The 25,047-nt window shown below is 68.5% G+C and carries 17 protein-coding genes and 1 tRNA gene; 10 read left to right on the top strand and 8 right to left on the bottom strand.

What is annotated here, in order from left to right:
* Window positions 1-95 precede the first annotated feature (95 nt).
* The 8 genes from AMYBE_RS0133165 to rpmH form a co-directional block, all read right to left on the bottom strand.
* Window positions 96-1,103 carry a ParB/RepB/Spo0J family partition protein gene (locus AMYBE_RS0133165; protein WP_020663694.1) on the bottom strand — a complete coding sequence of 336 codons (1,008 nt, stop codon included), beginning with the start codon at window positions 1,101-1,103 and terminating at the stop codon, window positions 96-98.
* Entirely contained in the window at window positions 1,100-2,026 is a 927-nt protein-coding gene (locus AMYBE_RS0133160; RefSeq protein ID WP_020663693.1) for a ParA family protein, read from the bottom strand. The genes AMYBE_RS0133165 and AMYBE_RS0133160 overlap by 4 nt, the downstream gene beginning before the upstream one ends.
* Before the next feature lie 86 nt (window positions 2,027-2,112).
* Window positions 2,113-2,793: a 16S rRNA (guanine(527)-N(7))-methyltransferase RsmG gene (gene rsmG / locus AMYBE_RS0133155; protein WP_020663692.1), complete on the bottom strand. Its 681-nt coding sequence runs from the start codon at window positions 2,791-2,793 to the stop codon at window positions 2,113-2,115.
* A gap of 1,613 nt (window positions 2,794-4,406) precedes the next feature.
* The gene (locus AMYBE_RS0133150; protein ID WP_020663691.1) at window positions 4,407-4,946 is read right to left on the bottom strand and encodes a Jag family protein; all 540 of its coding nucleotides are present in this window, start codon (window positions 4,944-4,946) and stop codon (window positions 4,407-4,409) included.
* A 29-nt stretch (window positions 4,947-4,975) separates the two neighbouring features.
* Window positions 4,976-6,130 (bottom strand): membrane protein insertase YidC, encoded by a 1,155-nt coding sequence (gene yidC / locus AMYBE_RS0133145; protein ID WP_020663690.1) that lies wholly within the window; start codon window positions 6,128-6,130, stop codon window positions 4,976-4,978.
* Between the two features lie 4 nt (window positions 6,131-6,134).
* Window positions 6,135-6,461, bottom strand: a complete 327-nt coding sequence (yidD, locus tag AMYBE_RS0133140) for a membrane protein insertion efficiency factor YidD (protein ID WP_020663689.1) — start codon at window positions 6,459-6,461, stop codon at window positions 6,135-6,137.
* 5 nt (window positions 6,462-6,466) lie between these two features.
* A complete protein-coding gene (rnpA, locus tag AMYBE_RS0133135) occupies window positions 6,467-6,898 on the bottom strand; it encodes a ribonuclease P protein component (protein WP_027928268.1) in 432 nt (143 codons plus the stop codon).
* 22 nt (window positions 6,899-6,920) lie between these two features.
* On the bottom strand, window positions 6,921-7,064 hold the full coding sequence (rpmH, locus tag AMYBE_RS0133130) for a 50S ribosomal protein L34 (RefSeq protein ID WP_020663687.1): 144 nt from the start codon (window positions 7,062-7,064) through the stop codon (window positions 6,921-6,923).
* A gap of 612 nt (window positions 7,065-7,676) precedes the next feature.
* Between rpmH and dnaA the strand changes: the two genes are divergently transcribed.
* The 10 genes from dnaA (at window position 7,677) to AMYBE_RS42855 (ending at window position 25,045) form a co-directional block, all read left to right on the top strand.
* Window positions 7,677-9,368, top strand: coding sequence for a chromosomal replication initiator protein DnaA (gene dnaA, locus AMYBE_RS0133125; RefSeq protein ID WP_020663686.1), 1,692 nt, complete (start codon window positions 7,677-7,679; stop codon window positions 9,366-9,368).
* Between the two features lie 933 nt (window positions 9,369-10,301).
* Complete coding sequence (gene dnaN / locus AMYBE_RS0133120) at window positions 10,302-11,435, top strand: DNA polymerase III subunit beta (protein WP_020663685.1); 1,134 nt, start codon at window positions 10,302-10,304, stop codon at window positions 11,433-11,435.
* Between the two features lie 45 nt (window positions 11,436-11,480).
* Window positions 11,481-12,371 (top strand): phosphogluconate dehydrogenase (NAD(+)-dependent, decarboxylating), encoded by an 891-nt coding sequence (gnd, locus tag AMYBE_RS0133115; protein WP_020663684.1) that lies wholly within the window; start codon window positions 11,481-11,483, stop codon window positions 12,369-12,371.
* A 19-nt stretch (window positions 12,372-12,390) separates the two neighbouring features.
* Window positions 12,391-13,545, top strand: coding sequence for a DNA replication/repair protein RecF (gene recF, locus AMYBE_RS0133110; RefSeq protein WP_020663683.1), 1,155 nt, complete (start codon window positions 12,391-12,393; stop codon window positions 13,543-13,545).
* A gap of 109 nt (window positions 13,546-13,654) precedes the next feature.
* On the top strand, window positions 13,655-14,290 hold the full coding sequence (locus AMYBE_RS0133105) for a DciA family protein (RefSeq protein ID WP_027928267.1): 636 nt from the start codon (window positions 13,655-13,657) through the stop codon (window positions 14,288-14,290).
* Between the two features lie 197 nt (window positions 14,291-14,487).
* A complete protein-coding gene (gene gyrB / locus AMYBE_RS0133100; protein ID WP_020663681.1) occupies window positions 14,488-16,455 on the top strand; it encodes a DNA topoisomerase (ATP-hydrolyzing) subunit B in 1,968 nt (655 codons plus the stop codon).
* Window positions 16,456-16,503: 48 nt separating this feature from the next.
* Window positions 16,504-19,131 (top strand): DNA gyrase subunit A, encoded by a 2,628-nt coding sequence (gyrA, locus tag AMYBE_RS0133095; RefSeq protein ID WP_020663680.1) that lies wholly within the window; start codon window positions 16,504-16,506, stop codon window positions 19,129-19,131.
* A 35-nt stretch (window positions 19,132-19,166) separates the two neighbouring features.
* The gene (locus AMYBE_RS0133090; RefSeq protein ID WP_020663679.1) at window positions 19,167-19,817 is read left to right on the top strand and encodes a DUF3566 domain-containing protein; all 651 of its coding nucleotides are present in this window, start codon (window positions 19,167-19,169) and stop codon (window positions 19,815-19,817) included.
* Between the two features lie 51 nt (window positions 19,818-19,868).
* A tRNA-Ile gene (locus AMYBE_RS0133085) sits at window positions 19,869-19,942 on the top strand.
* Between the two features lie 297 nt (window positions 19,943-20,239).
* Window positions 20,240-25,045, top strand: a complete 4,806-nt coding sequence (locus AMYBE_RS42855) for an RHS repeat-associated core domain-containing protein (RefSeq protein WP_020663678.1) — start codon at window positions 20,240-20,242, stop codon at window positions 25,043-25,045.
* The last annotated feature ends 2 nt before the right edge of the window (window positions 25,046-25,047 follow it).

The following is a 25,047-nucleotide window of genomic DNA, read 5'->3' as shown; positions in this document are numbered from 1 at the left end:
CCTTCCCCGCGCCGGTGATTCCGGCGACCACTCCGGGTGACCGATCTGGCCCCGGTAGGCAATCATCACCGTGACGAAACGACCCTGGGTGATCCCTAGTCGGTTTCGTCGCCCTGATTCGCCGATTTTCCGTCAGAATTCGCGTCGATGATTCCGACGATCCGCTCCAGGTCGTCGACCGACCCGAACTCGAGAACGATGCGTCCCTTGCGCCGTCCGAGGTCGACCTTCACCCGAGTGTCGAAGCGATCGGACAGCCGGTTCGCGAGTTCCTGCAATCCAGGTGCCTGGATCGGCTTGCGGGGAGCGGCCTTCGGCTTCGCTGGCTTTTCGCTCTTCTTCAGCGTGACGGCTTCCTCGGTGGCGCGCACCGACATGCCCTCCGCGACGATCCGGGCAGCCAGTTCTTCTTGGCTTTCTGCGTCGTCCAGGGACAGCAAAGCCCGCGCATGCCCGGCGGACAGCACCCCGGCAGCCACTCGCCGCTGCACGGGGAGCGGCAGTTTGAGCAGCCGGATCGTATTGGTGATGACCGGACGGCTGCGGCCGATGCGGCCGGCGAGCTCCTCGTGTGTCACCGCGAACTCGTCCAGCAGCTGCTGATAGGCGGCCGCTTCTTCGAGTGGGTTCAGCTGGACGCGGTGAATGTTCTCCAGGAGCGCGTCTCGCAGCATCGACTCGTCGGCGGTCTGCCGCACGATCGCGGGAATCGCTTCGAGCTCCGCCTGCTGCGAAGCGCGCAGCCGGCGCTCGCCCATGACGAGCTCGTATTCGCCCTCGCCGAGCTCGCGCACGACGATCGGCTGCATGAGCCCGAACTCGCGAATGGAGTGTTCGAGTTCGGCGAGCGCTTCCTCGTCGAAGACCTGCCGAGGCTGTTTCGGGTTCGGCGTGACCGAGCTGACCGGGATCTCGCGGTACACCGCGCCAGCGACTTCGCCGCCGACCGGGGTCGCCGCACCGTTCGCCGCGAACCACCCCTTGTCCTCGCGCGCCGCCTTTTCGGCAGGCGTGCTGGGTTCGGCCGCCGGGGGAGGCGTCGTCGGCCCGGTCGGGATCAGGGCCGCGAGCCCGCGGCCGAGACCTCCTCTGCGCTCGGTCATGTGGTGCTGCTCCTCTCCTGGTTCGCGCCCCGCTCAGCGATCTCCTTCGCCGCGTCGAGGTAGCTCATGGCACCGCGGGAACCGGGGTCGTAAGCGAGGACGGTCTGGCCGTAGCCAGGTGCCTCGGACACCTTCACGCTGCGCGGGATGACGGTCTTCAGCACCGTGTCGCCGAAGTGATTCCGGACCTCATTGGTCACCTGATCGGCCAGCTTGGTGCGGCCGTCGTACATGGTGAGCAGGATCGTCGAGACGAGGAGTTCACGGTTGAGGTGCTGCTGCACGAGCTCGATGTTGCTCAGCAGCTGCCCGAGTCCTTCAAGCGCGTAGTACTCGCACTGGATCGGGATGAGCACTTCCTGCGCCGCCACCATCGCGTTGACGGTCAGCAGGCCCAGCGACGGTGGGCAGTCGATGAAGACGTAGTCGACGCCCATCTCGTCAAGCGCCTCGGACGACAGCGCTTCTTTGAGCCGCGTCTCCCGGTTCGCCATCGACACGAGCTCGATCTCGGCACCGGCGAGGTCGATCGTCGCGGGCACGCAGAAGAGATTCGGGGACTGCTCGCTGTTCGCAGCCGCCTCGGCGATCGAGACCTCGCCGATGAGCACTTCGTAGATCGAAGGCGTCCCTGAGCGGTGGTCGATGTCGAGCGCGGTACTCGCGTTGCCCTGCGGATCGAGGTCGATCACCAACGTCTTGAGCCCGTGCACCGCGAGCGCTGCGGCCAGGTTGACGGTGCTCGTCGTCTTGCCGACCCCGCCCTTCTGGTTCGCGACGGTGAGCACCCGACGATGTGCCGGACGGGGGAGCTCTCCTTCTTTGGGATGCAGCACGCTCGCGGCGCGGACGGCTTCTTCAGCGATCGGCGTCCAGCCCATCTCCTGGCTGGCCTCCGCGGAGTCGGACGGCGGGGGATTCACCGGTCTCGACACCTCCTCCTGGTCGACGTTTCGGGGACGTGCACACCGCGAAGTTTCACGTGGAACGACGCGGCTGTTGTCGTTCGCTAGCTCCGCCTGCCGCGTGGCCGGGTCGGCTTCGACGGTAGGCGGCGGATCAGGACCACCGTGCTCGGCACCTCGAGAACCGCCTTCCCGCATTCGACGATCTCCGGGTCGGCACCGCCGGCCTTGCGCACGGCGTCGCGGTCTCGGGAGATCTCTTCGGAAGCGCTGGCACCTTTGAGAGCGACCAGCCGACCTTCGGGACGGACCAGGGGGAGGCACCAGCCCGCGAGCCGTGCAAGGGGAGCGACCGCGCGGGCGGTGACGACGTCTGCGCCACTGAGCTGCTCGCGTACGGACCGCTCCTCGGCGCGTCCACGGACGATGGTGATCGGGAGTTCCAGCTTCTCGGCGACCTCGGCCAACCAGTCAACCCGGCGAGCCATGGGTTCCAAGAGAACAATATCGAGGTCCGGTCGCGCGATCGCCAGCGGTACACCCGGAAGCCCCGCACCCGAGCCGACGTCAACCACGCGAGCCCCGGAGGGCACCTGCTCCCCGATGACCGCGGAGTTCAACACATGCCGCTCCCACAGTCGATCCACCTCGCGCGGCCCGATCAGCCCTCGCTCGACCCCGTGAGTCGCTAGGAGCTCCACATACCCGGCGGCCTGCTCGACGTGCTCCCCGAACACCTCCACCGCTGCGGTCCGGACCGTCCCGGTGGCGCCGTCCAAGCTCACTGCTTCCACTCCTCGCTCCGCGCGTTTCACGTGAAACGCGCTCGCTTGATTGTCCCTGATGCGTTGAGCAAATCGAGCCGACAGACCGCAACTGTGGACAACTCCACTCGACCCGTCGATCGATCCACAGGTTGTTCCACGTGAAACAGGGATACGGGAAGGCGCGGCCGAGACCGGAACGGTTTCACGTGAAACGCCACGCTTGTAATTCGCTCCGGCCAGGGTTGGGCGCTGGTGCCGAGGCGGGAGAAGCGGCGGGCAGCAGTCCGGAGACGGGCCGGGCGCGAGCGAGCCGAGCTGTGACTGAGATGGACGAGTCCCGCGAGCGGCGGATGCGGCACCCGAGGGGTGTCGCAGCGGACGGGCCGTGGCGACCGGAGCGGTGGCGACCGACGGATAGCGATGGTCGGGGAGCGGCAGCCCCAAGGTCGCAGGGAACGGCAAGGTGCGGCCAGGGACGGCGAGGCGAGCAGCGGACTAGCGAGCGGGACGGCGTACTCGCGGCCAGACTCAGGCGCGCCCACTAGTCGCGCGGCGGACCACCACAACAAGTAGGCCGGGGCTAGTACGAGCTGTCCCGGTCTGCGCGGCCAGATGGCTCGAGGGAGTGAGAAGCACTCCGAGGACCGGCTACCGGGCGACGCAGGCATGAGCGAGTGCCGGCACGTGACGACCACGGCGCACCGGGTTGGGCGGCGAGGCGGACGGTGCCGGAATAGCAGTTCGAGGCGGGGGACCGTGGATGGGCGCAAGCTTGGCGGTGCGCGGCGAGCGCGACGAAGCGGCAACGAAATGGACCAGGGCGGCACCGTAGCGACGTGCGATGCGACGGCATGGGGAGCAGGGCAGAGTTAGAGGCGACCTGCTCCCGGCGAGGCAGTCACAAAGCCGAAGGTGGGCGGTCCGCCCCAAGCGAAGGGCGAGCGCGGGACCGACAGCAACGAACAAGCCGTATCGAGTCAGGCCCAAGAGACCCGGAGCGGCGCAGTCGAGTCTGTCTCTCCCTTGACCGGCCGACTCGGGGAGAGCTCGGTCTGGCGAGGGGTGAGTAGCGAGGGGCTCGACGCCGAAGCCAGAGTCGCCCAGAACGGCTTCGGATACCGCAGACGAGGCTCGTCGAGTACGGGCGGCTCCGCGAAGGGCGCGGCAAGACGAACGCCGCAAGAAGGAGGACTGGCAAGCAAGTCCTGCTCGAGCGAGACAAGAGCTGGCGCCGGAGCGTCGCGTCCCAGCCGACGCGTTGGCGACGAACGTCAAACCTCGAAGGAGACCAGTCCACCGGAAGGTCCGCACCGCCGCCAGGTCACTCTGCCGGTACCTCTTCAGGCCCGGCGAGAGCGGGTGCGAGTTGGTCCGCCCGTGCACGGCTGATCGAGCGCGCGTGAGCTGGCCTCGAAGCGGACGACGCGTCGAGATGGTGGTACGCGGCAGCCGGAAGTCCGCTCTTCGGCGACCCACCGCGGACGAGTTCGATGACCGGCCGAGGTCGTCTAGCGGGCAGGGTTGCGCAGCCGCGGTCCCGGGTCCGGAAGCGGGAGTCACGACACAAAAAGAAAGCGGCCCACCGGTCTCAAACCGGTGGGCCGCTTCTGCTCAGTACTCGACCGAGGGGATCAGTCCTCGGGGAAAATCACCACGCGGCGCTTCGGGTCTTCGCCCTCGCTCTCGCTCGTGACGCCCTTGACCGTCGCGACCGCGTCGTGCACGACCTTGCGTTCGAACGGGCTCATCGGCTGCAGCCGCACCCGCTCGCCGCTCGCCAGCACCGACTCCGCGGTGGAGCGGCCGAGTTCGCGCAGCTCCTCGCGGCGGTCCGCGCGCCAGCCCGCGATGTCCAGCATCAGACGGCTGCGAGAGCCCGTTTCCTGCTGGACCGCCAGCCGGGTCAGCTCCTGCAGCGCTTCCAGCACCGTGCCGCGGGGGCCGACCAGCTTCTCCAGGTCGTCGCCGCCGTCAATGCTGACGATGGCACGGCCAGCTTCTACGTCCAGGTCGATGTCGCCGTCGTAGTCGAGAAGGTCCAGCAGGCGCTCGAGGTAGTCGCCGGCGATGTCGCCCTCCTGCACGAGGGCGTCTTCACCGCCTGCCTTCGGCTCGGCCGGTGCGGTCTTCTCTTCCTGATCGGCGTCGATCGTGTCGACCGTCTCCGACATGTTCGTCTCCTCTCCGAACCGGATCGGCGTCAGCGACGCTTCCGGCCCGACTTCCTGTTCGAGTCCTTGAGGAGCCCCGGCACCCCGGTGCCGTTCTCCTTCGATCCGTTCTGGGCCTGGTCCGCGGAAGCGGGAGCGACCGGCTCAGCGGTCGCCTTCTCCGCCGACGAGGAGACATCGGCGGACTTGTCGTCCGCCGACGTGGTCTGCGCGAAACCGTGCGCCGAACCCGCCTTGGTCACCTTGCCCTGCTGGCTCTGCTGACCCTGCTGGTTCTTCTTCTGCTGCACCGGCTTCTGGCCGACCTTCGGCGCGGCCGGCTTCTGGCCCGGCTTCGGGCCGAGCGACGCGCGCTTCTCGGCGGCCTCCGCCTTGCGGGCCGCCTCTTCCTTGTCGATCTTCGTGTACACCAGGCGCTGCTGCATGAGGGTCCAGCCGTTGTTCGCCAGCCAGTAGAAGAGCAGGCCGAGCGGGAAGAACGCACCGAACACGAGCACACCGAGCGGGAAGATGTACATGGTGAGCTTGTTCATGATCGCGGTCTGCGGGGTGCCCGCGGCGGACGCGTTCTGCCGCGACACCGAGTGCCGGGCGGTCAGGTGCGTGGCGATCGAGGCGACGATCATCAGCGGCAACGCGACCGGGAGGACCTCCCAGTGCCAGCCGCCGTTCGCGACATGGCCGGCGACGGCTCCGACGCCGTTGTTGACCGCCTCGCCCATGTTGACGCCGAAAAGCTTCGCGCTGACGTAGGAGTGCACGTCCTGCGCGTTGAAGAAGTAGTTCTCGGTCTTCGGGCCGCCGCCGGCGGGCGGCATGGTGAACGCCCGGAGCACGTGGTTCAGGCCGATGAAGACCGGGATCTGAAGAACCATCGGAAGGCAGCTGCCGAGCGGGTTGACGCCGTGCTCGCGCTGGAGCTTCTGCATCTCCTGCGCCTGGCGCTGCCGGTCGTTCGCGTACTTCTTCTGGATCTTCTTCATTTCCGGCGCGAAGTCTTGCATCTTCTTCATCGACCGGACCTGGTTCACGAACGGCTTGAACATGATGCCGCGGACGGTGAACGTCAGGAAGATGATGCCGAGGATCCACGAAATCGCGGTCGCTTCCCCGAAGACGAACCCGAAGACCTTGTGCCAACACCACAAGATGAAGGACACGGGGTAGTAGATGAAATCGAGCACTGAGCTACTCCTCGATCGGTGTTTCAGGCGTGCGGTGTCGCCACGAGAACTTCTCGGGCACCGGGTCGCGGCCGGGCGGGGTCCACGGGCCGCAACGAAGCAGCCGGCGCAGCGCGAGATAGGAGCCCCGTGCCGCGCCGTGGCGGGTCAGGGCTTCGACTGCGTACGCGCTGCAGCTCGGGTAGAACCGGCAAGCCGGAGGGAGAAACGGCGAGATCGCCTTGCGGTAGAACCGCACCGGAAGGAGCAGCACCCACGCGACCGGTCCGGGCCGGGGCGGCTTCCCTTCCTCGGGGACTTCGGTAGTGCTGTGCTCGGGGTTGGCGTCCATGCCGGTTACACCGCTGATCCGTGGTCTTGGTCCGCGTCGCGCTGACGCGGCTGCCGGGCGGCGCTTTCCCCGGCCGGGCGCCCGGACGGCGCGAGGCCGAGCCTGCGCAGCGCGGCGTCGAGGTCGGCACCGAGCTCAGCGCTCGACGCGGACGCGGCCGGCGGCAGCGCCCGTACGACCAACGAGCTGCCCTCGGGCAGTGTTCCGAGCCGAGCGGAAACGAGGTGCCGCAGCCGCCTGGTCACCCGGTGGCGGACCACCGAGTTGCCGACTGCCTTGCTCACCACAAAACCCGCCCTGGCCGCAGTGGAGGCGGCCACGGACGGGTCCGTGGTCAACGCGTGGACGACGAGACGGCGCCTGCCGGCCCGAGACCCCCGGCGGAGGACGACCCGGAAGTCCTCACTCCGCCGCAGACGTGCGCCAGCGGGCAGCACGACGCGGTTCGGCGGTGCCGGGTCAGGCGGACAGTTCGGCGCGGCCCTTGCGACGGCGCCCCGCCAGGATGGCGCGACCCGCACGGGTCCGCATGCGCAGGCGGAAACCGTGAGTCTTCGCGCGACGACGGTTGTTCGGCTGGAAGGTGCGCTTGCCCTTGCTCACTGCTTCTCCTGTGTCTCGGCCGTCGGGCGACGGCAAATTCCCCGGCGCCCGGCGTGTCGTGCGGGTCGCACGGAAGTTCGTGCTGTCTCCTACCACCGAGTGGTCTCGTCACGGCGAGCGACGACATACGTAGGCACGCGAAACGCACCCGTCGCATACGGGAGACCTTACGAGGGTACGCACCACGGTCGGGAGGCCCGCAGGCGCCCCTCCGCCACGCACCGCGACCGACGGACGGATTCGCGATCCGGCACGCCCGGGCACCGAATGGCAACACGCCGTACACCGTGAAATGCTTGCGCCAGACCACGCCTTGTGGCATCGACCAGGGCTTGTTAGCGTGCCTCTCTCGGCCGATCGGGCAAGGCGGACGCCAGTTCGCAACCGGTTCCCGGCGCCGAGGGGTGTGGAGGCGCCCGGGGATAGGCCGAGCCCGCAGGTGGCGTGGCTGCGGACGGCCGTACATTAGTGCACAGCTGTGGACAACTTTGTGGATATCGCTGTGCCGTCGCGCGGGTGAGTCCGGACCGCGCGCTCGAGGCATGCGTTCAGGACGGGCCTTGGGGTGGGGCCGGGCGCGTCCGCGCCGACGAGGGGAGGGGAGTCAGACCGGTGTCGGAGCACCAGCACAATCTCGCGGTCATCTGGGAGCAGGTGGTGCGGGAGCTGTCCGACGGCACCCTCTCCCCCCAGCAACGGGCCTGGATGCGGGTGACCCGGCCGATCGGGCTCCTCGACGGAACCGCGCTGCTGGCCGCGCCGAGCGACTTCGCGAAGGAAGCCATCGAGCGCGCCCTGCGCACCTCGATCACCGACGCGCTGTCCCGCCGGCTCGGCCGCCCGGTCTCGCTCGCGGTCAAGGTCGACAGCACCGAGCCGGTCTCCCCGGCACCGCAGTACGCGCCGCCGCCCCCGCCGCTGTCGCCCGCTCGGGTGGAAAACGAGGCTCCCCGGCCCGCCGCGGCGCGACCGGAGAGCCCGCGCCCGGAGAACGGCCGCGCCGAGCACGCACGTCCTGAGCACCCCAAGCCAAAGCCACCGCCGCGCCGCCCGCAGGCCGGTCGTCCGCAGCCGGAGGCGGCGAGCCTCCCGCTGGGCCGGACCGAGCCGCCGAAGCCGCAGTCGCTGCTCGACGACGTCGACGACCCGGACGAGGAAGTCGACGAAGAGGGCGAAGCGCTCGCCACCGCCAACGAGATCTGGCCCCGGTTCGCCGGACAGCCGATCGCCGGCCAGCCCTACACCGCGCCGGCCCAGCCGCAGACGTCCAAGACGAAGCTGAACGAGAAGTACAACTTCGACACCTTCGTCATCGGCGCGTCCAACCGGTTCGCGCACGCCGCCGCGGTCGCGGTGGCCGAGGCACCCGCCCGCGCGTACAACCCGCTGTTCATCTGGGGCGAGTCCGGGCTGGGCAAGACGCACCTGCTGCACGCGGTCGGGCACTACGCGCAACGGCTGTTCCCCGGCATGCGCGTGCGCTACGTCTCGACCGAAGAGTTCACGAACGACTTCATCAACTCGCTGCGCGACGACCGCAAGGTCGCCTTTCAGCGCCGCTACCGCGACGTCGACATCCTGCTCGTGGACGACATCCAGTTCCTGGAGGGCAAGGAAGGCACCCAGGAGGAGTTCTTCCACACCTTCAACACGCTGCACAACCAGAACAAGCAGATCGTGGTCAGCTCCGACCGGCCGCCCAAGCGGCTGGAAACCCTGGAGGACCGGCTGCGGACGCGGTTCGAATGGGGCCTGATCACCGACATCCAGCCGCCTGAGCTGGAGACCCGGATCGCGATCCTCCGAAAGAAGGCGGCGCAGGACCGGCTCGCGGTGCCCGGCGATGTGCTGGAGTTCATCGCGTCGCGGGTCGAGGCGAACATTCGCGAACTGGAGGGCGCGCTGATCCGCGTCACCGCGTTCGCCTCGCTCAACCAGCAGCCGGTGGAAGTCGGACTCGCCGAGATCGTGTTGCGCGACCTGATCCCGGATTCGCACACGCCGGAGATCACCGCGCCGACGATCATGGGCGTCACCGCCGAGTTCTTCGACGTGTCGCTCGACGACCTGTGCGGGCCGGGCAAGACGAAGGCGCTCGCCACCGCCCGGCAGATCGCCATGTACCTCTGTCGCGAGCTCACCGAGATGTCGCTGCCGAAGATCGGCCAGACATTCGGCGGCCGCGACCACACGACCGTCATGCACGCGGACAAGAAGATCCGCAAGGAGATGGCCGAGCGCCGGCGCATCTACGACCAGGTGCAGGAACTGACTTCGCGGATCAAGCAGCGCGCACGCCAGTAGTTCCGTCCCAGGCAGACAGTCTCTCTTAGACGCTGTGCGGTGGACACTCTCTTGTAGACGCGCTGAAGGGCGCCACGGGATCACCGTGGCGCCCTTTTTGCTTGCCTGACACCGGGATTCCGCTCTTCGCTGCGTACGTGCGCGTACGCAGCGACACCCGAACGAAGGCGTGTACGCACGCGAAAACCCACATAAGCATCCACAGCCTGTGTACAGAAAAACTCTCAAACTTATTGATACACAAGGGGTTTTCCCCAGGGTGTGGGTACTTTGCCCACAGCGCTTACGGCACTCGGAGCTGCGGTGACGCGATCTTGATCCACAACCCGTGCACACTGAATCCACACGTTGTCCCCAGCGTTGTCCACGCGGTTTCCCCAGGTAGTCCACAAGTAGTCCACAGCTGTGGGTCGTCACCCGACCGGGGTAGAACGGCCGCCGCAACTGCCCCCAGGGCCTGGGTACAACTCGGGGGAAAGCTGGGGACAACCCTGGGGACAACTGGGGGCAACTGGGGATAGCTCGCGGATGGGGCCGACTTGTCCACGGATCGCCCGAACCATCCACGGATCCGCCACCAGGGCTGCCCACAGCCCGGCACCCCGGACGACCAGCGGCAACGAGCTCTGTCCACACAATCCACAGCCCCTATTACTGCTACTGCTCTTTTCTCTTTTAGAGAAGGGAACAAAACAAAAACAGGCGGAGGACGAAGTTGGGGACAAGCCGGTGAGTCGAGTCGTCTTGTCGACAAAATCAAGGGGAGGCCGAGGTGACGGGATCACCGGCGACGGCCTAACGTGGATGTCTGCACCTGGTCCGTTCCTGCGCGGGGCGGACCGGACCGGCGGGGACCCGGCCCACGAGCCACTCACGACCAGGTCCCGGCGACCTTCACGAGCCGAGGGGCTCGGCTGTCGAAAGGAAGCGCGCATGAAGATCCGCGTCGAGCGCGACGGGCTCGCCGACGCCGTCGCGTGGGTGGCCAGAAGCCTCCCCTCCCGGCCTCCGGTGCCGGTACTGGGCGGCGTCCTCCTCGACGCGGGTTCCAGCGGCGAGTCCGACGCGCTCACGGTGTCCGGCTTCGATTACGAGGTCTCGGCCACGGTCGGCGTTCCCGCGACGATCGCCGACGGCGGACGGCTGCTCGTCTCCGGCCGTCTCCTCGCCGACATCACCAAGGCGCTGCCCGCCCAGCCGGTCGAGATCTCGGTCGACGGCTCCCGCGCCACCATCACCTGCGGCAGCGCCCGGTTCAGCCTCCCGACCATGCCGGTCGAGGACTACCCGCAGCTGCCGTCCCAGCCCGCCCGCGCGGGCGAGCTCACCGGCGACGTCTTCGGCCAGGCGGTCACCCAGGTCGCCACCGCGGCCGGCAAGGACGACACGCTGCCGATGCTCACCGGCATGCGGCTGGAGATCTCCGGCGACACGCTCACCCTCGTCTCCACCGACCGGTTCCGGCTCGCCATGCGCGAGTTCACCTGGAAGCCGGCCGAGGGCATGTCCGACGCCGCGGTGCTCGTCCCGGCGCGCACGCTCGCCGAGGCCGCCAAGACGCTCGGCGGCGCGGGCACCACGGTGCAGCTGGCGCTGGCTTCCGGCGACGGCCTGCTCGGCCTGTCCGGTGCCGGGCGCTACACGACCACCCGGTTGCTCGACGCCGAGTTCCCGCCGTACCGGCAGCTGCTCCCGGCCACCCACACCTCGCGGGCGGTCATCGAGGTCAGTGCGCTCACCGAGTCGATCAAGCGCGTGTCGCTGGTCGCCGAACGCGGCACCCAGGTCCGGCTCGAGTTCGGCGACGGCACGCTGCGGCTGTCGGCGGGCGGCGACGACGAGGGCAGCGCCGAAGAAGAACTTCAGGTCGACTACGAGGGCGAACCGGTCACCATCGCGTTCAACCCGGGCTATCTTGTGGACGGGCTCGGTGCACTGCACAGCGACCGTGCGGAGCTGACCTTCACCACGCCGAACCGGCCGGCGCTGATCAAGCCCGCCGATGCCGAGGGCAACGTCGTCCCCGGATATCTCTACCTGCTCATGCCGGTCCGGTTGCCCGGCTGACCCGGGCCCGCACCGCGGAAATCCGTTCCAACCTAAGGGGAACTCATGGTTCAGCTGGGTCTTGTCGGCCTGGGCAAGATGGGCTTCAACATGCGCGAGCGGCTGCGCGCCGCCGGGCACGACGTGGTCGGCTACGACCGCAACCCGGACGTCAGCGACTCGACCTCGCTCGAAGACCTGGTCAGCAAGCTCAGCGGGCCGCGGATCGTGTGGATCATGGTCCCGGCCGGGGAACCGACCCGGCAGACCGTGGCCGAGCTCGGGCACCTGCTGTCCGAGGGCGACCTGGTGATCGACGGCGGGAACTCGAAGTTCACCGACGACAAGCTGAACGCCGACCTGCTCGCGGCGCACGGCGTCGGCTACCTCGACTGCGGCGTCTCCGGCGGCGTGTGGGGCAAGGACAACGGCTACGGCCTGATGGTCGGCGGCGCGGCGTCCGACGTCGAGCGGGCGATGCCGATCTTCGACGCGCTGCGTCCGGAAGGCCCGCGGGAGGAAGGCTTCTCGCACGCCGGCTCGGTCGGTGCCGGGCACTACGCGAAGATGATCCACAACGGCATCGAGTACGGCATCATGCAGGCCTACGCGGAGGGCTTCGAACTGCTCGAAGCCTCGGAGATCGTCAACGACGTGCCGGCCGTGATCAAGGGCTGGCAGCGCGGGACGGTGGTTCGCTCCTGGCTGCTCGACCTGCTGGTGCGCGCGCTGGACGAGGACCCGGAACTGGACGACCTCGAGGGCTACGTCGAGGACTCCGGCGAAGGCCGCTGGACGTTGGAGGAAGCCGTCAACCACGCGGTGCCGGCACCGGTGCTGTCGGCCGCGTTGTTCGCCCGGTTCTCCTCCCGGCAGAAGGACTCGGCCGCGATGCGGGCGGTCGCCGCGCTGCGCAACCAGTTCGGCGGCCACGCGGTGAAGAAGGCCGGGAGCTAGCCTCCCGCGGTCCCTGCCCGTGTATCTCAGACACCTCCAGGTCACCGACTTCCGGTCCTGGCCGCAAGCCGATCTGGCCCTCGAACCGGGGCCGGTGGTGCTGGTCGGCCAGAACGGCCGGGGGAAGACGAACCTGCTCGAAGCGATCGGCTACGTGGCGACCCTCGGTTCGCATCGGGTCGCCACGGACGCGCCGCTGGTGCGCCATGGCTGTGAGCGCGCGCTCGTCCGGGTCGCGGTCGTCAACGCCGACCGCGAGATGACCGTCGAGCTCGAGATCACGCCGGGCCGGGCCAACCGGGCACGGGTGAACCGCGGCGCGGTCGGAAAGCCGCGCGACGTGCTCGGCATCTTGCGTACCGTGCTGTTCTCTCCAGAGGACCTGTCACTGGTGCGCGGCGATCCGAGCGAACGCCGTCGGTTCATGGACGAGCTGTTGGTGCTCCGCGCGCCGCGGTACGCCGGCGTGCGCGCGGACTACGAGAAGGTGCTGAAGCAGCGCAATGCGCTCCTTAAGACCGCAGGCAAGCGCCGCACCGGTCGCGAAGATCCGTACGCGCTGTCGACGCTTGACGTGTGGGACGACCATCTCTCGGTGGCTGGCGCGCAACTGCTGGCCGCACGGCTGAACCTGATCGCGGACCTCGCGCCGTACGCGGCTGACGCTTATATGGGGGTCGCGCCGGACTCGCGTCCGGCGAAGGTCGCGTACAAGTCTTCGCTTGGCGAAGCGCTTCCTCCGTCTTTCGGGACGCCGGACGGCGAGCGCGCGGATCCGGAAGTGTTGCGCGAGTTGTTGCTGAAGGCGTTGGCGGACACGCGCCGGCAGGAACTGGAGCGTGGCATCAGTCTGGTCGGCCCGCATCGGGACGAGCTGGAGCTGATCCTCGGCGAGGTGCCGGCGAAGGGCTACGCGAGCCACGGCGAGTCCTGGTCGTTCGCGCTCGCGTTGCGGCTCGGGAGTTACGAGTTGCTGCGTGCCGAAGCGGGCGAACCGGTCTTGCTGCTGGACGATGTGTTCGCCGAACTCGACCGCAAGCGGCGGGCGCGACTGGCCGAGGTCTCCGCGGGCGCCGAGCAGGTGCTGATCACCGCGGCGGTGGCCGAAGACGTGCCCGCGGAGCTGGCCGGGGCCAGGTTCACGGTGGCCGACGGGCAGGTGAACCGTGTCTGAACAGCCCAAACGGCCACGCCGGGTGACCGGGGTCACGCCAGCCGCCCACCGATCTGGGGACAAACCTGTGGACAGTGTGGATAACCCCGGACCTGCGTCATCGCCGCGCGTGACGAATCGTCCCGATGGCCGTATTGACACCCCGACATCGGACGAAAGCGCACGGAATCCCGCGCGTGCCGACACGGAACGTGACTCTTCCACTGGGCCGAACGGGAAGGCCTCTGGGGATACACCGAGCGGCCGCGACCTCGCGCACGCCGCGCTCGAAGCGGCCAAGGCCAAAGCTCGCGAACGCGGGGCTCCGCCGAACCTTCGTCGCGGCCGGATCACCGGAGGCGGCGGGCAGAACCGGGCGCGTCGCCGCTGGTCCGGCCCCGGGGCGGACGCTCGCGATCCGCAGCCGCTCGGCCGGCTGGTTTCGCGATTGGTCAGCGACAGCGGCTGGCAGGACACCATGACCAATGCGCGCGTGTTCGGGCAATGGGCCCGGCTCGTGGGCGAGGACGTCGCCGAACACGCTCAGCCGGTGGCGCTGAAAGACGGTGAGCTGACCGTGCGGGCGAGCTCGACCGCGTGGGCCACCCAGCTCCGGTTGCTGCAGGGCAAGCTGCTCGCGAAGATCGCCGCGGGGGTCGGGCACGGGGTCGTCAAGCGAATGCGGATCCAGGGCCCGACCGCGCCGAGCTGGCGCAAAGGCCCCCGGCACGTACCGGGTCGCGGCCCGCGTGACACGTACGGCTGACGGGGGTTGCGCGGCGGCGGGTGAGTTCCCCGAGAACCGGGTCAGGCCCGTTCGGATACGAGAAAACTCGCCTGAGGGTGATTTCGTGCCTCTGTGACGGACTGAGGGGTGTCCTTGCCGCATGTGAGCGCGCGCGGGCAAGTACACTGTTGTAGTAGCGGACGTCCGCTCGGGCGAGACGAGGAGAAACAACGCCGGTGACCGAGAACAAGAGCGAGTACAACGCGTCGTCCATCACCGTGCTCGAAGGCCTCGAAGCGGTTCGCAAGCGCCCCGGCATGTACATCGGTTCCACCGGTGAGCGCGGCCTGCACCACCTGGTCCAGGAGGTGGTGGACAACTCCGTGGACGAGGCGATGGCCGGCTACGCCACCAAGGTCGAGGTTACCCTGCTCGCCGACGGCGGGGTGCGCGTCGTCGACGACGGCCGCGGCATCCCGGTCGACATGCACCCGAAGGAAAAGAAGCCGACCCTCGAGGTCGTGCTCACCATCCTGCACGCGGGCGGCAAGTTCGACAGCGACTCCTACGCGGTGTCCGGCGGCCTGCACGGCGTCGGCGTCTCCGTGGTGAACGCGCTGTCCACCAAGCTCATCGCGGAGATCAAGGTGCGCGGCCGCAGCTGGCGCCAGGAGTACCTCGACCAGGTGCCCGGTCCGCTCGAGGACCTCGGCCCGGCCGAGGACACCGGCACCACCATCACGTTCTGGGCCGACGGCGACATCTTCGAGACCACCACCTACAACTTCGAGACGATCTCGCGCCGGCTGCAGGAGATGGCGTTCCTGAACAAGGGACTGACCCTTTCCCTGCGCGACGAACGCGTCACCGACGCGGAGACCGAAGAGGACGCCGCGGGCAAACCGGCCCGGATCAAGGAAGTCGTCTACTGCTACCCGGGCGGGCTCGAGGACTTCGTCAAGCACATCAACGGCAGCAAGGACCCGATCCACGCGAGCGTGATCTCCTTCGACGCGAAGGGCCCCGGCCTCGAGGTCGAGGTCGCCATGCAGTGGAACACCGGGTTCACGCCGTCGGTGTACACGTTCGCCAACACGATCAACACGCACGAGGGCGGCACGCACGAAGAGGGCTTCCGCGCCGCGCTCACCCGCGTGGTCAACGCGTACGCGCGCGAGAAGAAGCTGCTCAAGGAGAAGGACGCCAACCTGACCGGCGACGACGTGCGCGAGGGTCTCGCCGCGATCGTGTCGATCAAGCTGTCCGAGCCGCAGTTCGAGGGCCAGACGAAGACCAAGCTGGGCAACAGCGAGGCCAAGACGTTCGTGCAGCAGCAGTCGAACGAATGGCTGGCCGACTGGTTCGAGCGCAACCCGAGCGAAGCCAAGACGATCATCACCAAGTCGATCTCGTCGGCGCAGGCCCGGCTCGCCGCCCGCAAGGCGCGCGACCTGGTGCGGCGCAAGGGCGCGCTGGAGATCGGCGGCCTGCCCGGCAAGCTCAAGGACTGCCGGTCCAACGACCCGGGCGAGTGCGAGCTCTACATCGTGGAGGGTGACTCGGCGGGCGGTTCGGCCAAGGAAGGCCGCGACTCGATGTACCAGGCGATCCTGCCGATCCGCGGCAAGATCATCAACGTCGAGAAGGCGCGGATCGACCGGGTGCTGAAGAACACCGAGGTCCAGTCGCTGATCACCGCGCTGGGCACCGGCATCCACGACGACTTCGACCTCTCGAAGCTGCGGTATCACAAGATCGTGCTGATGGCCGACGCCGACGTCGACGGCCAGCACATCACCACGCTGCTGCTCACCCTGCTGTTCCGCTTCATGACGCCGCTGATCGAGCACGGCCACGTGTTCCTTTCCCGGCCGCCGCTGTACAAGATCAAGTGGCCGCGCCAGGAACCCGAGTACGCCTACTCCGACAAGGAACGCGACGCGGTGATCCAGGCCGGCGTCGAGGCCGGCCGCCGTCTCCCGAAGGACGACGCGATCCAGCGGTACAAGGGTCTCGGCGAGATGAACGCCGAGGAGCTGTGGGAAACCACGATGGACCCGGCGAACCGGCTGCTCGGGCAGGTCACGCTCGACGACGCGGCGCAGGCCGACGAACTGTTCTCCGTGCTGATGGGCGAGGACGTCGAGGCGCGCCGCTCGTTCATCACGCGCAACGCCAAGGACGTGCGCTTCCTGGACGTGTAGGCGTCCCCCGAACCCGACTTCCCAGGACTGCTCACCGAGAAGGACCTCATGACGGAAACCTTGCCGCCGGAACACGACCGGATCGAACCGGTCGACATCCAGCACGAGATGCAGCGCTCCTACATCGACTACGCGATGAGCGTCATCGTGTCGCGGGCGCTGCCGGACGTGCGCGACGGCCTCAAGCCGGTGGCCCGCCGGATCCTGTACTCGATGTACGACTCCGGGTTCCGCCCGGACCGCGGGTACAACAAGTGCTCTCGCGTCGTCGGCGACGTCATGGGCAACTACCACCCGCACGGCGACTCGGCGATCTACGACGCGCTGGTCCGGCTCGCCCAGCCGTGGTCGCTGCGCTACCCGCTGATCGACGGCCAGGGCAACTTCGGCTCGGCGGGCAACGACCCGGCCGCCGCCATGCGGTACACCGAGTCCCGGCTCGCGCCGCTGGCCATGCAGATGCTGGCGGACATCGAAGAAGAGACCGTCGACTTCTCCGACAACTACGACGGCCGCACCCAAGAGCCGGACGTGCTGCCGTCGCGGTTCCCGAACCTGCTGGTCAACGGTGGTTCCGGGATCGCGGTCGGGATGGCGACGAACATCCCGCCGCACAACCTGCGCGAGGTGTCCGACGGCGTCGTCTGGGCGCTCGAGAACCCCGAAGCGACCGACGACGAGCTGCTCGCCGCGCTGCTGGTGCGGATCAAGGGCCCGGACTTCCCGACCAAGGCGATGATCCTCGGTACCTCCGGCATCGAGGACGCCTACCGCACCGGTCGCGGCTCGATCCGGATGCGCGCGGTGGTCGAGGTCGAAGAGGACGCCAAGGGCCGCACCATCCTGGTCGTGTCCGAGCTGCCGTACCAGGTCAACCCGGACAACCTGGTGGAGAACATCGCGCACCTGGTGCGAGACGGCAAGATCACCGGCATTTCGGACATCGCCGACGAGTCCAACAGCCGTTCCGGCATGCGGATCGTCGTGACCATCAAGCGCGACGCGGTGGCGAAGGTGGTGCTGAACAACCTGTTCAAGCACACCCAGCTGCAGCAGAACTTCGGCGTCAACATGCTGGCGCTGGTCGACGGCGTGCCGCGCACGCTGCGGATCGACCAGATCATCCGGCACTACGTGAAGCACCAGGTCGACGTGATCGTGCGGCGGACCCGGTTCCGGCTGCGCAAGGCCGAGGAACGGGCCCACATCCTGCGTGGTCTCGTCAAGGCGCTGGACATGCTGGACGAGGTGATCGCCCTGATCCGGCGGTCGCCCTCGGCCGACGAGGCCCGCCCGGCCCTGATGGAGCTGCTCGACGTCGACGAGATCCAGGCCACCGCGATCCTGGACATGCAGCTGCGCCGGCTGGCCGCGCTGGAGCGGCAGCGGATCATCGACACGCTGGCCGAGATCGAGCTCGAGATCGCCGACCTCAAGGACATCCTCGCGAAGCCGGAGCGGCAGCGGGCGATCATCCGCGACGAGCTCATGGAGATCGTCGACAAGTACGGCGACGACCGGCGCACGAAGATCATCCCGTTCGACGGCGAGGTATCCGTCGAGGACCTGATCGCGCAGGAAGACGTCGTCGTCACGATCACCCGCACGGGGTACGCCAAGCGGACCAAAACGGATCTGTACCGCTCGCAGAAGCGCGGCGGCAAGGGCGTGCAGGGCGCGACGCTGAAGCAGGACGACATCGTCCAGCACTTCTTCGTCTGCTCGACGCACGACTGGATCCTGTTCTTCACGAACAAGGGCCGGGTGTACCGGGCGAAGGCATATGACCTGCCCGAGGCCAACCGCAACGCACGCGGCCAGCACGTGGCGAACCTGCTCGCGTTCCAGCCGGACGAGCGGATCGCCCAGGTCATCGAGATCCCGAACTACGAGGTCGCGCCGTATCTGGTGCTCGCCACGCAGCGCGGCCTGGTGAAGAAGACGAAGCTCACCGACTTCGACTCCAACCGGGCAGGCGGGCTCATCGCGATCAACCTGCGCGACGGCGACGAACTGATGGGCGCGGTGCTCGCCGCGGCCGAGGACGACCTGCTGCTGGTGTCGGCGGGCGGCCAGTCGATCCGCTTCCATGCCACCGACGAGGCGCTGCGCCCGATGGGCCGGCCGACGTCGGGCGTGCTGGGCATGCGGTTCAACGACGGCGACGAACTGCTCGGCATCAGCGTGGTCAAACCGGACAAGTTCCTGCTGGTCGCCACGGACGCCGCGTATGCGAAGCGGACGCCGATCGAGGACTATCCGGTACAGGGCCGCGGCGGCAAGGGCGTGCTCACCATTCAGCACGACAGCAAACGTGGCAGGCTGGTGGGGGCACTCATCGTCGACGAGGACGACGAACTGTTCGCCATCACGTCCAGCGGCGGGGTCATCCGCACGCCGGCGCGGGACGTGCGCAAGGCAGGCAGGCAGACCAAGGGGGTGCGGCTGATGAATCTGGGTGAGGGAACCACCCTTCTCGCGGTCGCACGCAACGCGGACGAGGGTTCGGACGTCGCCAATGGTGGCGAGGACTCCGCCGAGACCGACGGCAGCGAAACGGGTCCGGCGGTCGAGCCGGGTGCGGAACCTGCCGATGTTTCGGAAGAGGTTTCGGCTTCGGACGAGGCTTCGGCAGAAGAACCCACGGCAGAAGACGGCACGGCGCCGGAGCAGTGAGCGGCGCCCTACGCACGGGTAAGGACTGACTCAACGTGGCACCATCCGAGAAGGCCGACGACACATCGGCCAACCCGCCCTGGCAGCGCACCGCCAAGGACGGCGGCAGCGAATCCGAGGCCACGGCACGGATCGCGACCGAGGATGTCCCCCCGGCGGCGGCTTCGCCGGTGCACCCGGCGGAGAACGACTACCCGGTGACCGGCACGGCGGCGCCCCGGCTCTTCGGAGCCGAGGCACCGCCGTCCGCCTCGGCCGAGGTGCCGCCTGCCGCCCGCACCCGGCCGACGCCGAGCGCGCTGCGCCGCCCTGGTCGCGGCCCGCGCCGGGCCAGCCTGCAGATCAAGCGATTCGACCCGTGGTCGGTGCTGAAGCTGGCGCTGGTGCTGGGCGTCGCGATGTTCTTCGTGTGGCTGGTCGCGGTCGGCGTGCTCTACACGGTGCTCGACGGCATGGGCGTGTGGGACAAGCTGAACGGCACCTACTCGTCCCTGGTCGGCGGCGAGGGCGCGAACGCGTCCGCAGAACCGCTGATCAGCGCCGGGCGCGTGTTCGGCATCGCGGCGATCCTGGGCGCGGTGAACATCGTGCTGGTGTCGGCGCTGGCCACGGTGAGCGCGTTCATCTACAACGTTTCGGCGGACCTCGCCGGCGGGCTGGAAGTCACGCTCTCCGAGCGAGAGTAACCCCGCGTGCAAGGGCGGACGAGGGGTCAGGTAGAGTTCTTCTCGTTCGACGGGCCCATAGCTCAGGCGGTTAGAGCGCTTCGCTGATAACGAAGAGGTCCCAGGTTCAAGTCCTGGTGGGCCCACCCGAAACTCGGAGCGAGTTGTGCCAGTGGAAAGCACTGGCCGGCTCGCTCCGTTCGTGTTTCTGGGGGTAACCCTCGGAACCCGCCGGTGGCTTCCTTCCCGTCGGGTTTTCCGTTCCGGCTTCGCTTCGGCCAGTGATGGTTTGGGTCCGTGCTTGGGGTGGTCGCGGCGGTTTTTGGGGTGAGTTCCGTTTGGTCTGATTGGGGTTGCCTGTTGGGCTCTTCGGGATAGTGCGGCCGGGCCGTTCAGGTTGCCGGAGTGCGGGTTTCGGGATGTCGCGTTGCTAGGTTGATCAAGTGACGAACCCGCTCATCGCGCCGACACAGGACTCCACCAAGTCGTTTTCCGGTATTTCGCTTCTGGAGTCGGCGGACGGGCTGAAGACCGCGATCGAGTCCGGGGACTGGGCCGGGGTCGCGATGGGGGCGGTCGGGACGGCGCTGGACGCGTTGTCCGCGGCGATGGACCCGTTCGGCGCGATCCTCGCGGCCGGAGTGGCGTGGCTGATGGAGCACGTCGGGCCGCTGAAAGAAGCGCTCAACACGCTGACCGGGAACGCGGACCAGATCGCGGCGCAGGCGGAAACGTGGGGGAACGTCGCCAAGGAACTCGGCGAGGTCGCGCAGGGGCTCGCCGACGCGGTGAAGAACGACCTGCAGTCCTGGACCGGCGATGCGGCGGACACTTATCGCAAGAAGGCCGAAGACACCGCGGCAGTGATCCAGTCGGCGCAGAAGGGGTCGGAGGGCGCGTCGTCGGGCGTGAAGACCGCGGGCGTCGTGGTGGGCGCGGTCCGCACGTTGGTGCGCGACATCATCGCGCAACTGGTCGGACATTTGATCAGCTGGGCGCTGCAGGTGCTGTTCACGCTCGGGATCGGGCTCACCTGGGTGGTGCCGCAGGTCGTCGCGGCGGTGGCGAAGACGGCCGCGAAGATCACCGAGCTGACGACGAAACTGGTCAAGGCGCTCAAAGCGCTGATCCCGCTGCTGAAAAAAGCCGGGACGTTGTTCGAGGACGCCGGGAAGGCGTTGAAGAGCCTCAAGGGCGGCAAGGTCACGCCTTCCGGAGCACCGAAAGACATCCACTCGCCGAAGAGCGGCCCGAAAGAGCCAGCGCCTAAGGGCGGTGCCAAGGAACCCAAGCCAGACGAGGACGGGACGCACGCGTCGAGCGCGGACGGTAGCGGCACGCACCACGAGCCTGCTCCGCCGCCGGTGAAGAAAGAGCCGCAGCCGGGCAAGCCGGAGCCGGATCCGCAGCCGGGCCCGCACGGGGAGAGCGGTGGCGGAACCAGCAAGAGCGGCACGACCGAAGGCCCGCCGTCGAACAAGCCGGTCGACCCGCGGGGCGCGGCGGCCGGCAAGGACACCCGCACCTGCGTCACCGACCCGATCGACGTCGCGAGCGGGGAAATGGTCCTCGACGAGCTCGACCTGGTGCTGCCGCTGGACCTGGAACTGCGGATCGAGCGGACGCACGTCTCTTCCTACCGGGCCGGCCGGTGGTTCGGCCGATCCTGGGCGTCCACTGTGGACCAGCGGCTGGAGATCGACGACACCGACGTCTGCTACTTCGCGCCGGACGGCATGGTGCTCGTCTATCCGCTGCCGCGGCCGGGCGGCACCGGGCTGCCGGCGGAAGGGCCGCGGCTGCCGCTGACCCGGCGGCTCGACGGCAGCTACGTGCTCGAAATGCCGGTGGACGGCAGCAGCCTGCGCTTCGCGCCGGTACCCGGCGATCGTCCCGGCGTGCTGGCGCTCGTCTCGGTCGCCGGGGGCGGGCAGCGATACGACCTCGACTACGACCGGTCCGGGCGGCCGGCGCGGATTCGGCACTCGGACGGGCATGACGTCGCGTTCACCGTGCACCGCGACCGGATCACCGAAATGTCGGTGGTGAACCCGGAGACCGGCGGCAGCGTGCTGGTGGCCCAGTACGGCTACGACGCGGACGGACGGCTGACCCGGGTGGTGAATTCCTCCGGCAAGCCGATGCTGTTCGACTACGACCGGGACGGGCGCGTCACCGGCTGGCAGGACCGGAACGGCACTTGGTACCGCTACGTCTACGACGCGGCCGGGCGATGCGTGAAGACGGTGGGAGACCGGGGATTCCGCGACGCGGAGTTCGAGTACGACCGCGAACGACGCGTCACCGGCTACACGGACGCGCTCGGCCAGCGCACCGAATACCACCTCAACGAGGCCGGGCAAGTGGTCCGGGAAATCGATCCGGACGGCCACGCGATCGAGTCCGCTTGGGACCGCTACGACCGGCTGCTGCTGCGCACCGATCAGCTCGGCCGCAGCACGTCGTTCGAGTACGACGACGAAGGCGTGCTGCGCCGGGTGGTCCGGCCGGACGGCAGTGTCGTCCAGGTCGAGCTTCACCGTGGGAAGGTCGCCGCGATCGCGGTGCGCGACGGGGAACGCACCTGGACCCGCTCCTACGACCAGCCGGTGGACCCGTATTCGGCGCGGCTCGGCGTAGCGGATGAGTTTCGGCCCGAGACCGCCGGCAGCGCGGCAGTGCGGCCGGACGCGGTCCAGGAGGCCGCGCGGACGGAGAAGGGCTACGTGCCGGACATGTTCGGCCGGCCCGCGCTGGTCGAAACTCCGGGCGGACCGGTCCGTCTCGAATGGACAGTGGAGGGGCTGCGTACCGCGCGGACCGGTTCCGGCGGCGGCCGCGAACAGTGGTCCTACGACGGCGAGGGCAATGATCTTTCGCACGTGCGCGAAACCGGTGCGATCACCCGGCGCGAGTACGGCCCGTTCGGCGTGATCGTCGCGGAGACCGACGAGACCGGCGGTCGCACCGGCTTCGAGTACGACGCCGAGCTTCGGCTGCGGACAGTGACCAATCCCGTTGGCCTGACCTGGAATTACGGGTACGACCATGCGGGCCGGGTCACCGCGGAACGCGATTTCGACGGTCGTGCGCTGGCCTTCGAGTACGACGCGGCGGGACAGCTCGTGCGGTCGTACAACGGGCTCGGCGAGCTGACCGAACTCAGCTACGACACGTTGGGCAACGTCGTGGAGCGGCGGACGCCCTACGGCCGCACCAGCTACTCCTACGATCCGGTCGGCCGGCTCCGCCGCGCGGAAAACGGCGACGCGGTCATCGAATACGAGCGGGACGAGCAGGGCCGGGTGGTCGCGCAGACGAGCAACGGCCGCACCACCACGTTCGCCTACGCGCCGGACGGCAGCTGGGTGCGGCGGCGCACTCCGTCCGGAGTGGACAGTTCGTGGTCGTTCGGGGACAACGGCGCTCCGGCCGTCCTGACCGGCGGCGGGCACGTCGTCTCCTTCGAGCGCGACGCGGCGGGCAACGAAACCGGCCGGTCGGTGGACGGGACGGTCGTGCTCGCCCAGGGATTCGACGCCGAGCAGCGGCTCATCGGCCAAGAAGGCCCGAGCGTGGGCAGGCGCTACGACTACCGGGCCGACGGCTACCTCGTCCGCACCGCCGACCGGCGGTCCGGCATCGCGGAGTTCCGGCTCGACGCGGCCGGGCGCGTCATCGAGGCGATCGCGTCCGACCGGCGAGAGGGTTTCCGTTACGACGCGGCGGGAAACATCGTCTTCAGCGGGACGACCAGTTCCGCTCCGGAAAGCGGCCCGCGGGCCTACCACGGCAACACGCTGGCTTCGGCGGGCGCGCTTTCCTGCCACTACGACACCCAGGGCCGAATGGTGCAGCGGCGGGTCGGCGACCTGGTGTGGAGCTATGGCTGGGACGGTCAAGACCGGCTCACCGGCGTGACTGCCCCGGACGGCACCCGGTGGCGGTACCGCTACGACCCGATCGGCAGGCGAGTCGCCAAACAGCGGCTCGCTCCCGGTGGCGACATCGCCGAACAGGTCGATTTCGTCTGGGACGGCGGAAAACTCGTCGAGGAGTTCCACCGTCGTGCGGACGGGACGACCCGGGTGCGCACCTGGGACTACGACCCGGACTCCGACGTTCCGGTGGCGCAGTACGAAAACACCGGCGGTGTCCGGCTTTTCCACACCATCGTGACCGACCCGGTAGGCAAACCGGTCGAGCTGCTCGACGCGGCGGGCGGGCTGGGCTGGTCCGGGCGGAGCACGGTGTGGGGCAGCGAGCTGCCAGGCAGCGCTGGCGCGACCGGCACCCCGTTGCGCTTCCCCGGGCAGTACTTCGACGCGGAAACCGGCCTGCACTACAACGTTTACCGTTACTACGACCCGGCATCCGGCCGTTACGTGAGCCAGGACCCGCTCGGTCTCGCGCCCGCGCCCAACCCGGCGGCGTACGTGCCGAACCCGTCGCGGTCGGCCGACCCGCTGGGCCTGGCCTGCTCGGACGGCCCGGGCGGTGCGCCGACCTCGACCCGGCCGGGCAGCGCCGACGAACCTGGCCACGTCGGCGGCACGAGCAGCACGTCGAACCCGTCGCGTTCGCCGTCGCCGGAACCGGCGGACCGGCCCCAGACGACGCAGGAGAAGGTCGATTCGCGGCCGCACCAGGCCGCGCCGGACTTCTCGCACAATCCGGCGCAGCACCAGAACTGGGTGTTCCACGGTTCCGGCCAGCCGCCGAGCAAGATCTTCAACGAGGGCCTCTCGTCCGACGCGATCCGGAACACCATGCCCACCCACGGGCCGAACTATCACATCCCGACTCACCAGCACCAGTCCTGGGAATCTGGCAGCGGATACGTGTCCACCACCGGCGACTACGAGAGCGGCATGCAGTTCGTGCCGATCAAGATCGGCACCCTGCCGCATGTCGAGACCACCGGCGGCGGATGGTTCGGGAAGCCCGGCACCACCACGAACTTCTCCCACCACGACGGGTACGTGTACCAAATCGACAACCCGCCCGGCTCGATGGTGCACCTGCCGTCGCATCCGGACCGGGTGCCGCGGTTCGACAACCAGAACGAGTGGGCGGCGATCGACCACATCCCGGGTTCGCAGATTTCCGGCGCGTGGAAGGTCGACGGGCACTACAACGTGGTGCCCGGTCAGCCAGGCGGGCACCCGAACATCGCCTACCCGCACGACATTGGCAAATGGCCTAAGCCGACCTTCATCGACAACCCGAATTTCCAGCCGCGCACGTGAAC

Source organism: Amycolatopsis benzoatilytica AK 16/65, from assembly GCF_000383915.1.
Classification (GTDB): Bacteria; Actinomycetota; Actinomycetes; order Mycobacteriales; family Pseudonocardiaceae; genus Amycolatopsis; species Amycolatopsis benzoatilytica.
The sequence above is the reverse complement of the archived record's forward strand: the minus strand, read 5'-3'. Positions and strand labels throughout refer to the sequence as shown.

Bases quoted from the DNA above. Each gene is read 5' to 3' on its own strand.
- AMYBE_RS0133165 (WP_020663694.1), bottom strand. From the start codon at position 1,103: ATGACCGAGCGCAGAGGAGGTCTCGGCCGCGGGCTCGCGGCCCTGATC.
- AMYBE_RS0133150 (WP_020663691.1), bottom strand. From the start codon at position 4,946: ATGTCGGAGACGGTCGACACGATCGACGCCGATCAGGAAGAGAAGACC.
- yidD (WP_020663689.1), bottom strand. From the start codon at position 6,461: ATGGACGCCAACCCCGAGCACAGCACTACCGAAGTCCCCGAGGAAGGG.
- dnaN (WP_020663685.1), top strand. From the start codon at position 10,302: ATGAAGATCCGCGTCGAGCGCGACGGGCTCGCCGACGCCGTCGCGTGG.
- gnd (WP_020663684.1), top strand. From the start codon at position 11,481: ATGGTTCAGCTGGGTCTTGTCGGCCTGGGCAAGATGGGCTTCAACATG.
- gyrA (WP_020663680.1), top strand. From the start codon at position 16,504: ATGACGGAAACCTTGCCGCCGGAACACGACCGGATCGAACCGGTCGAC.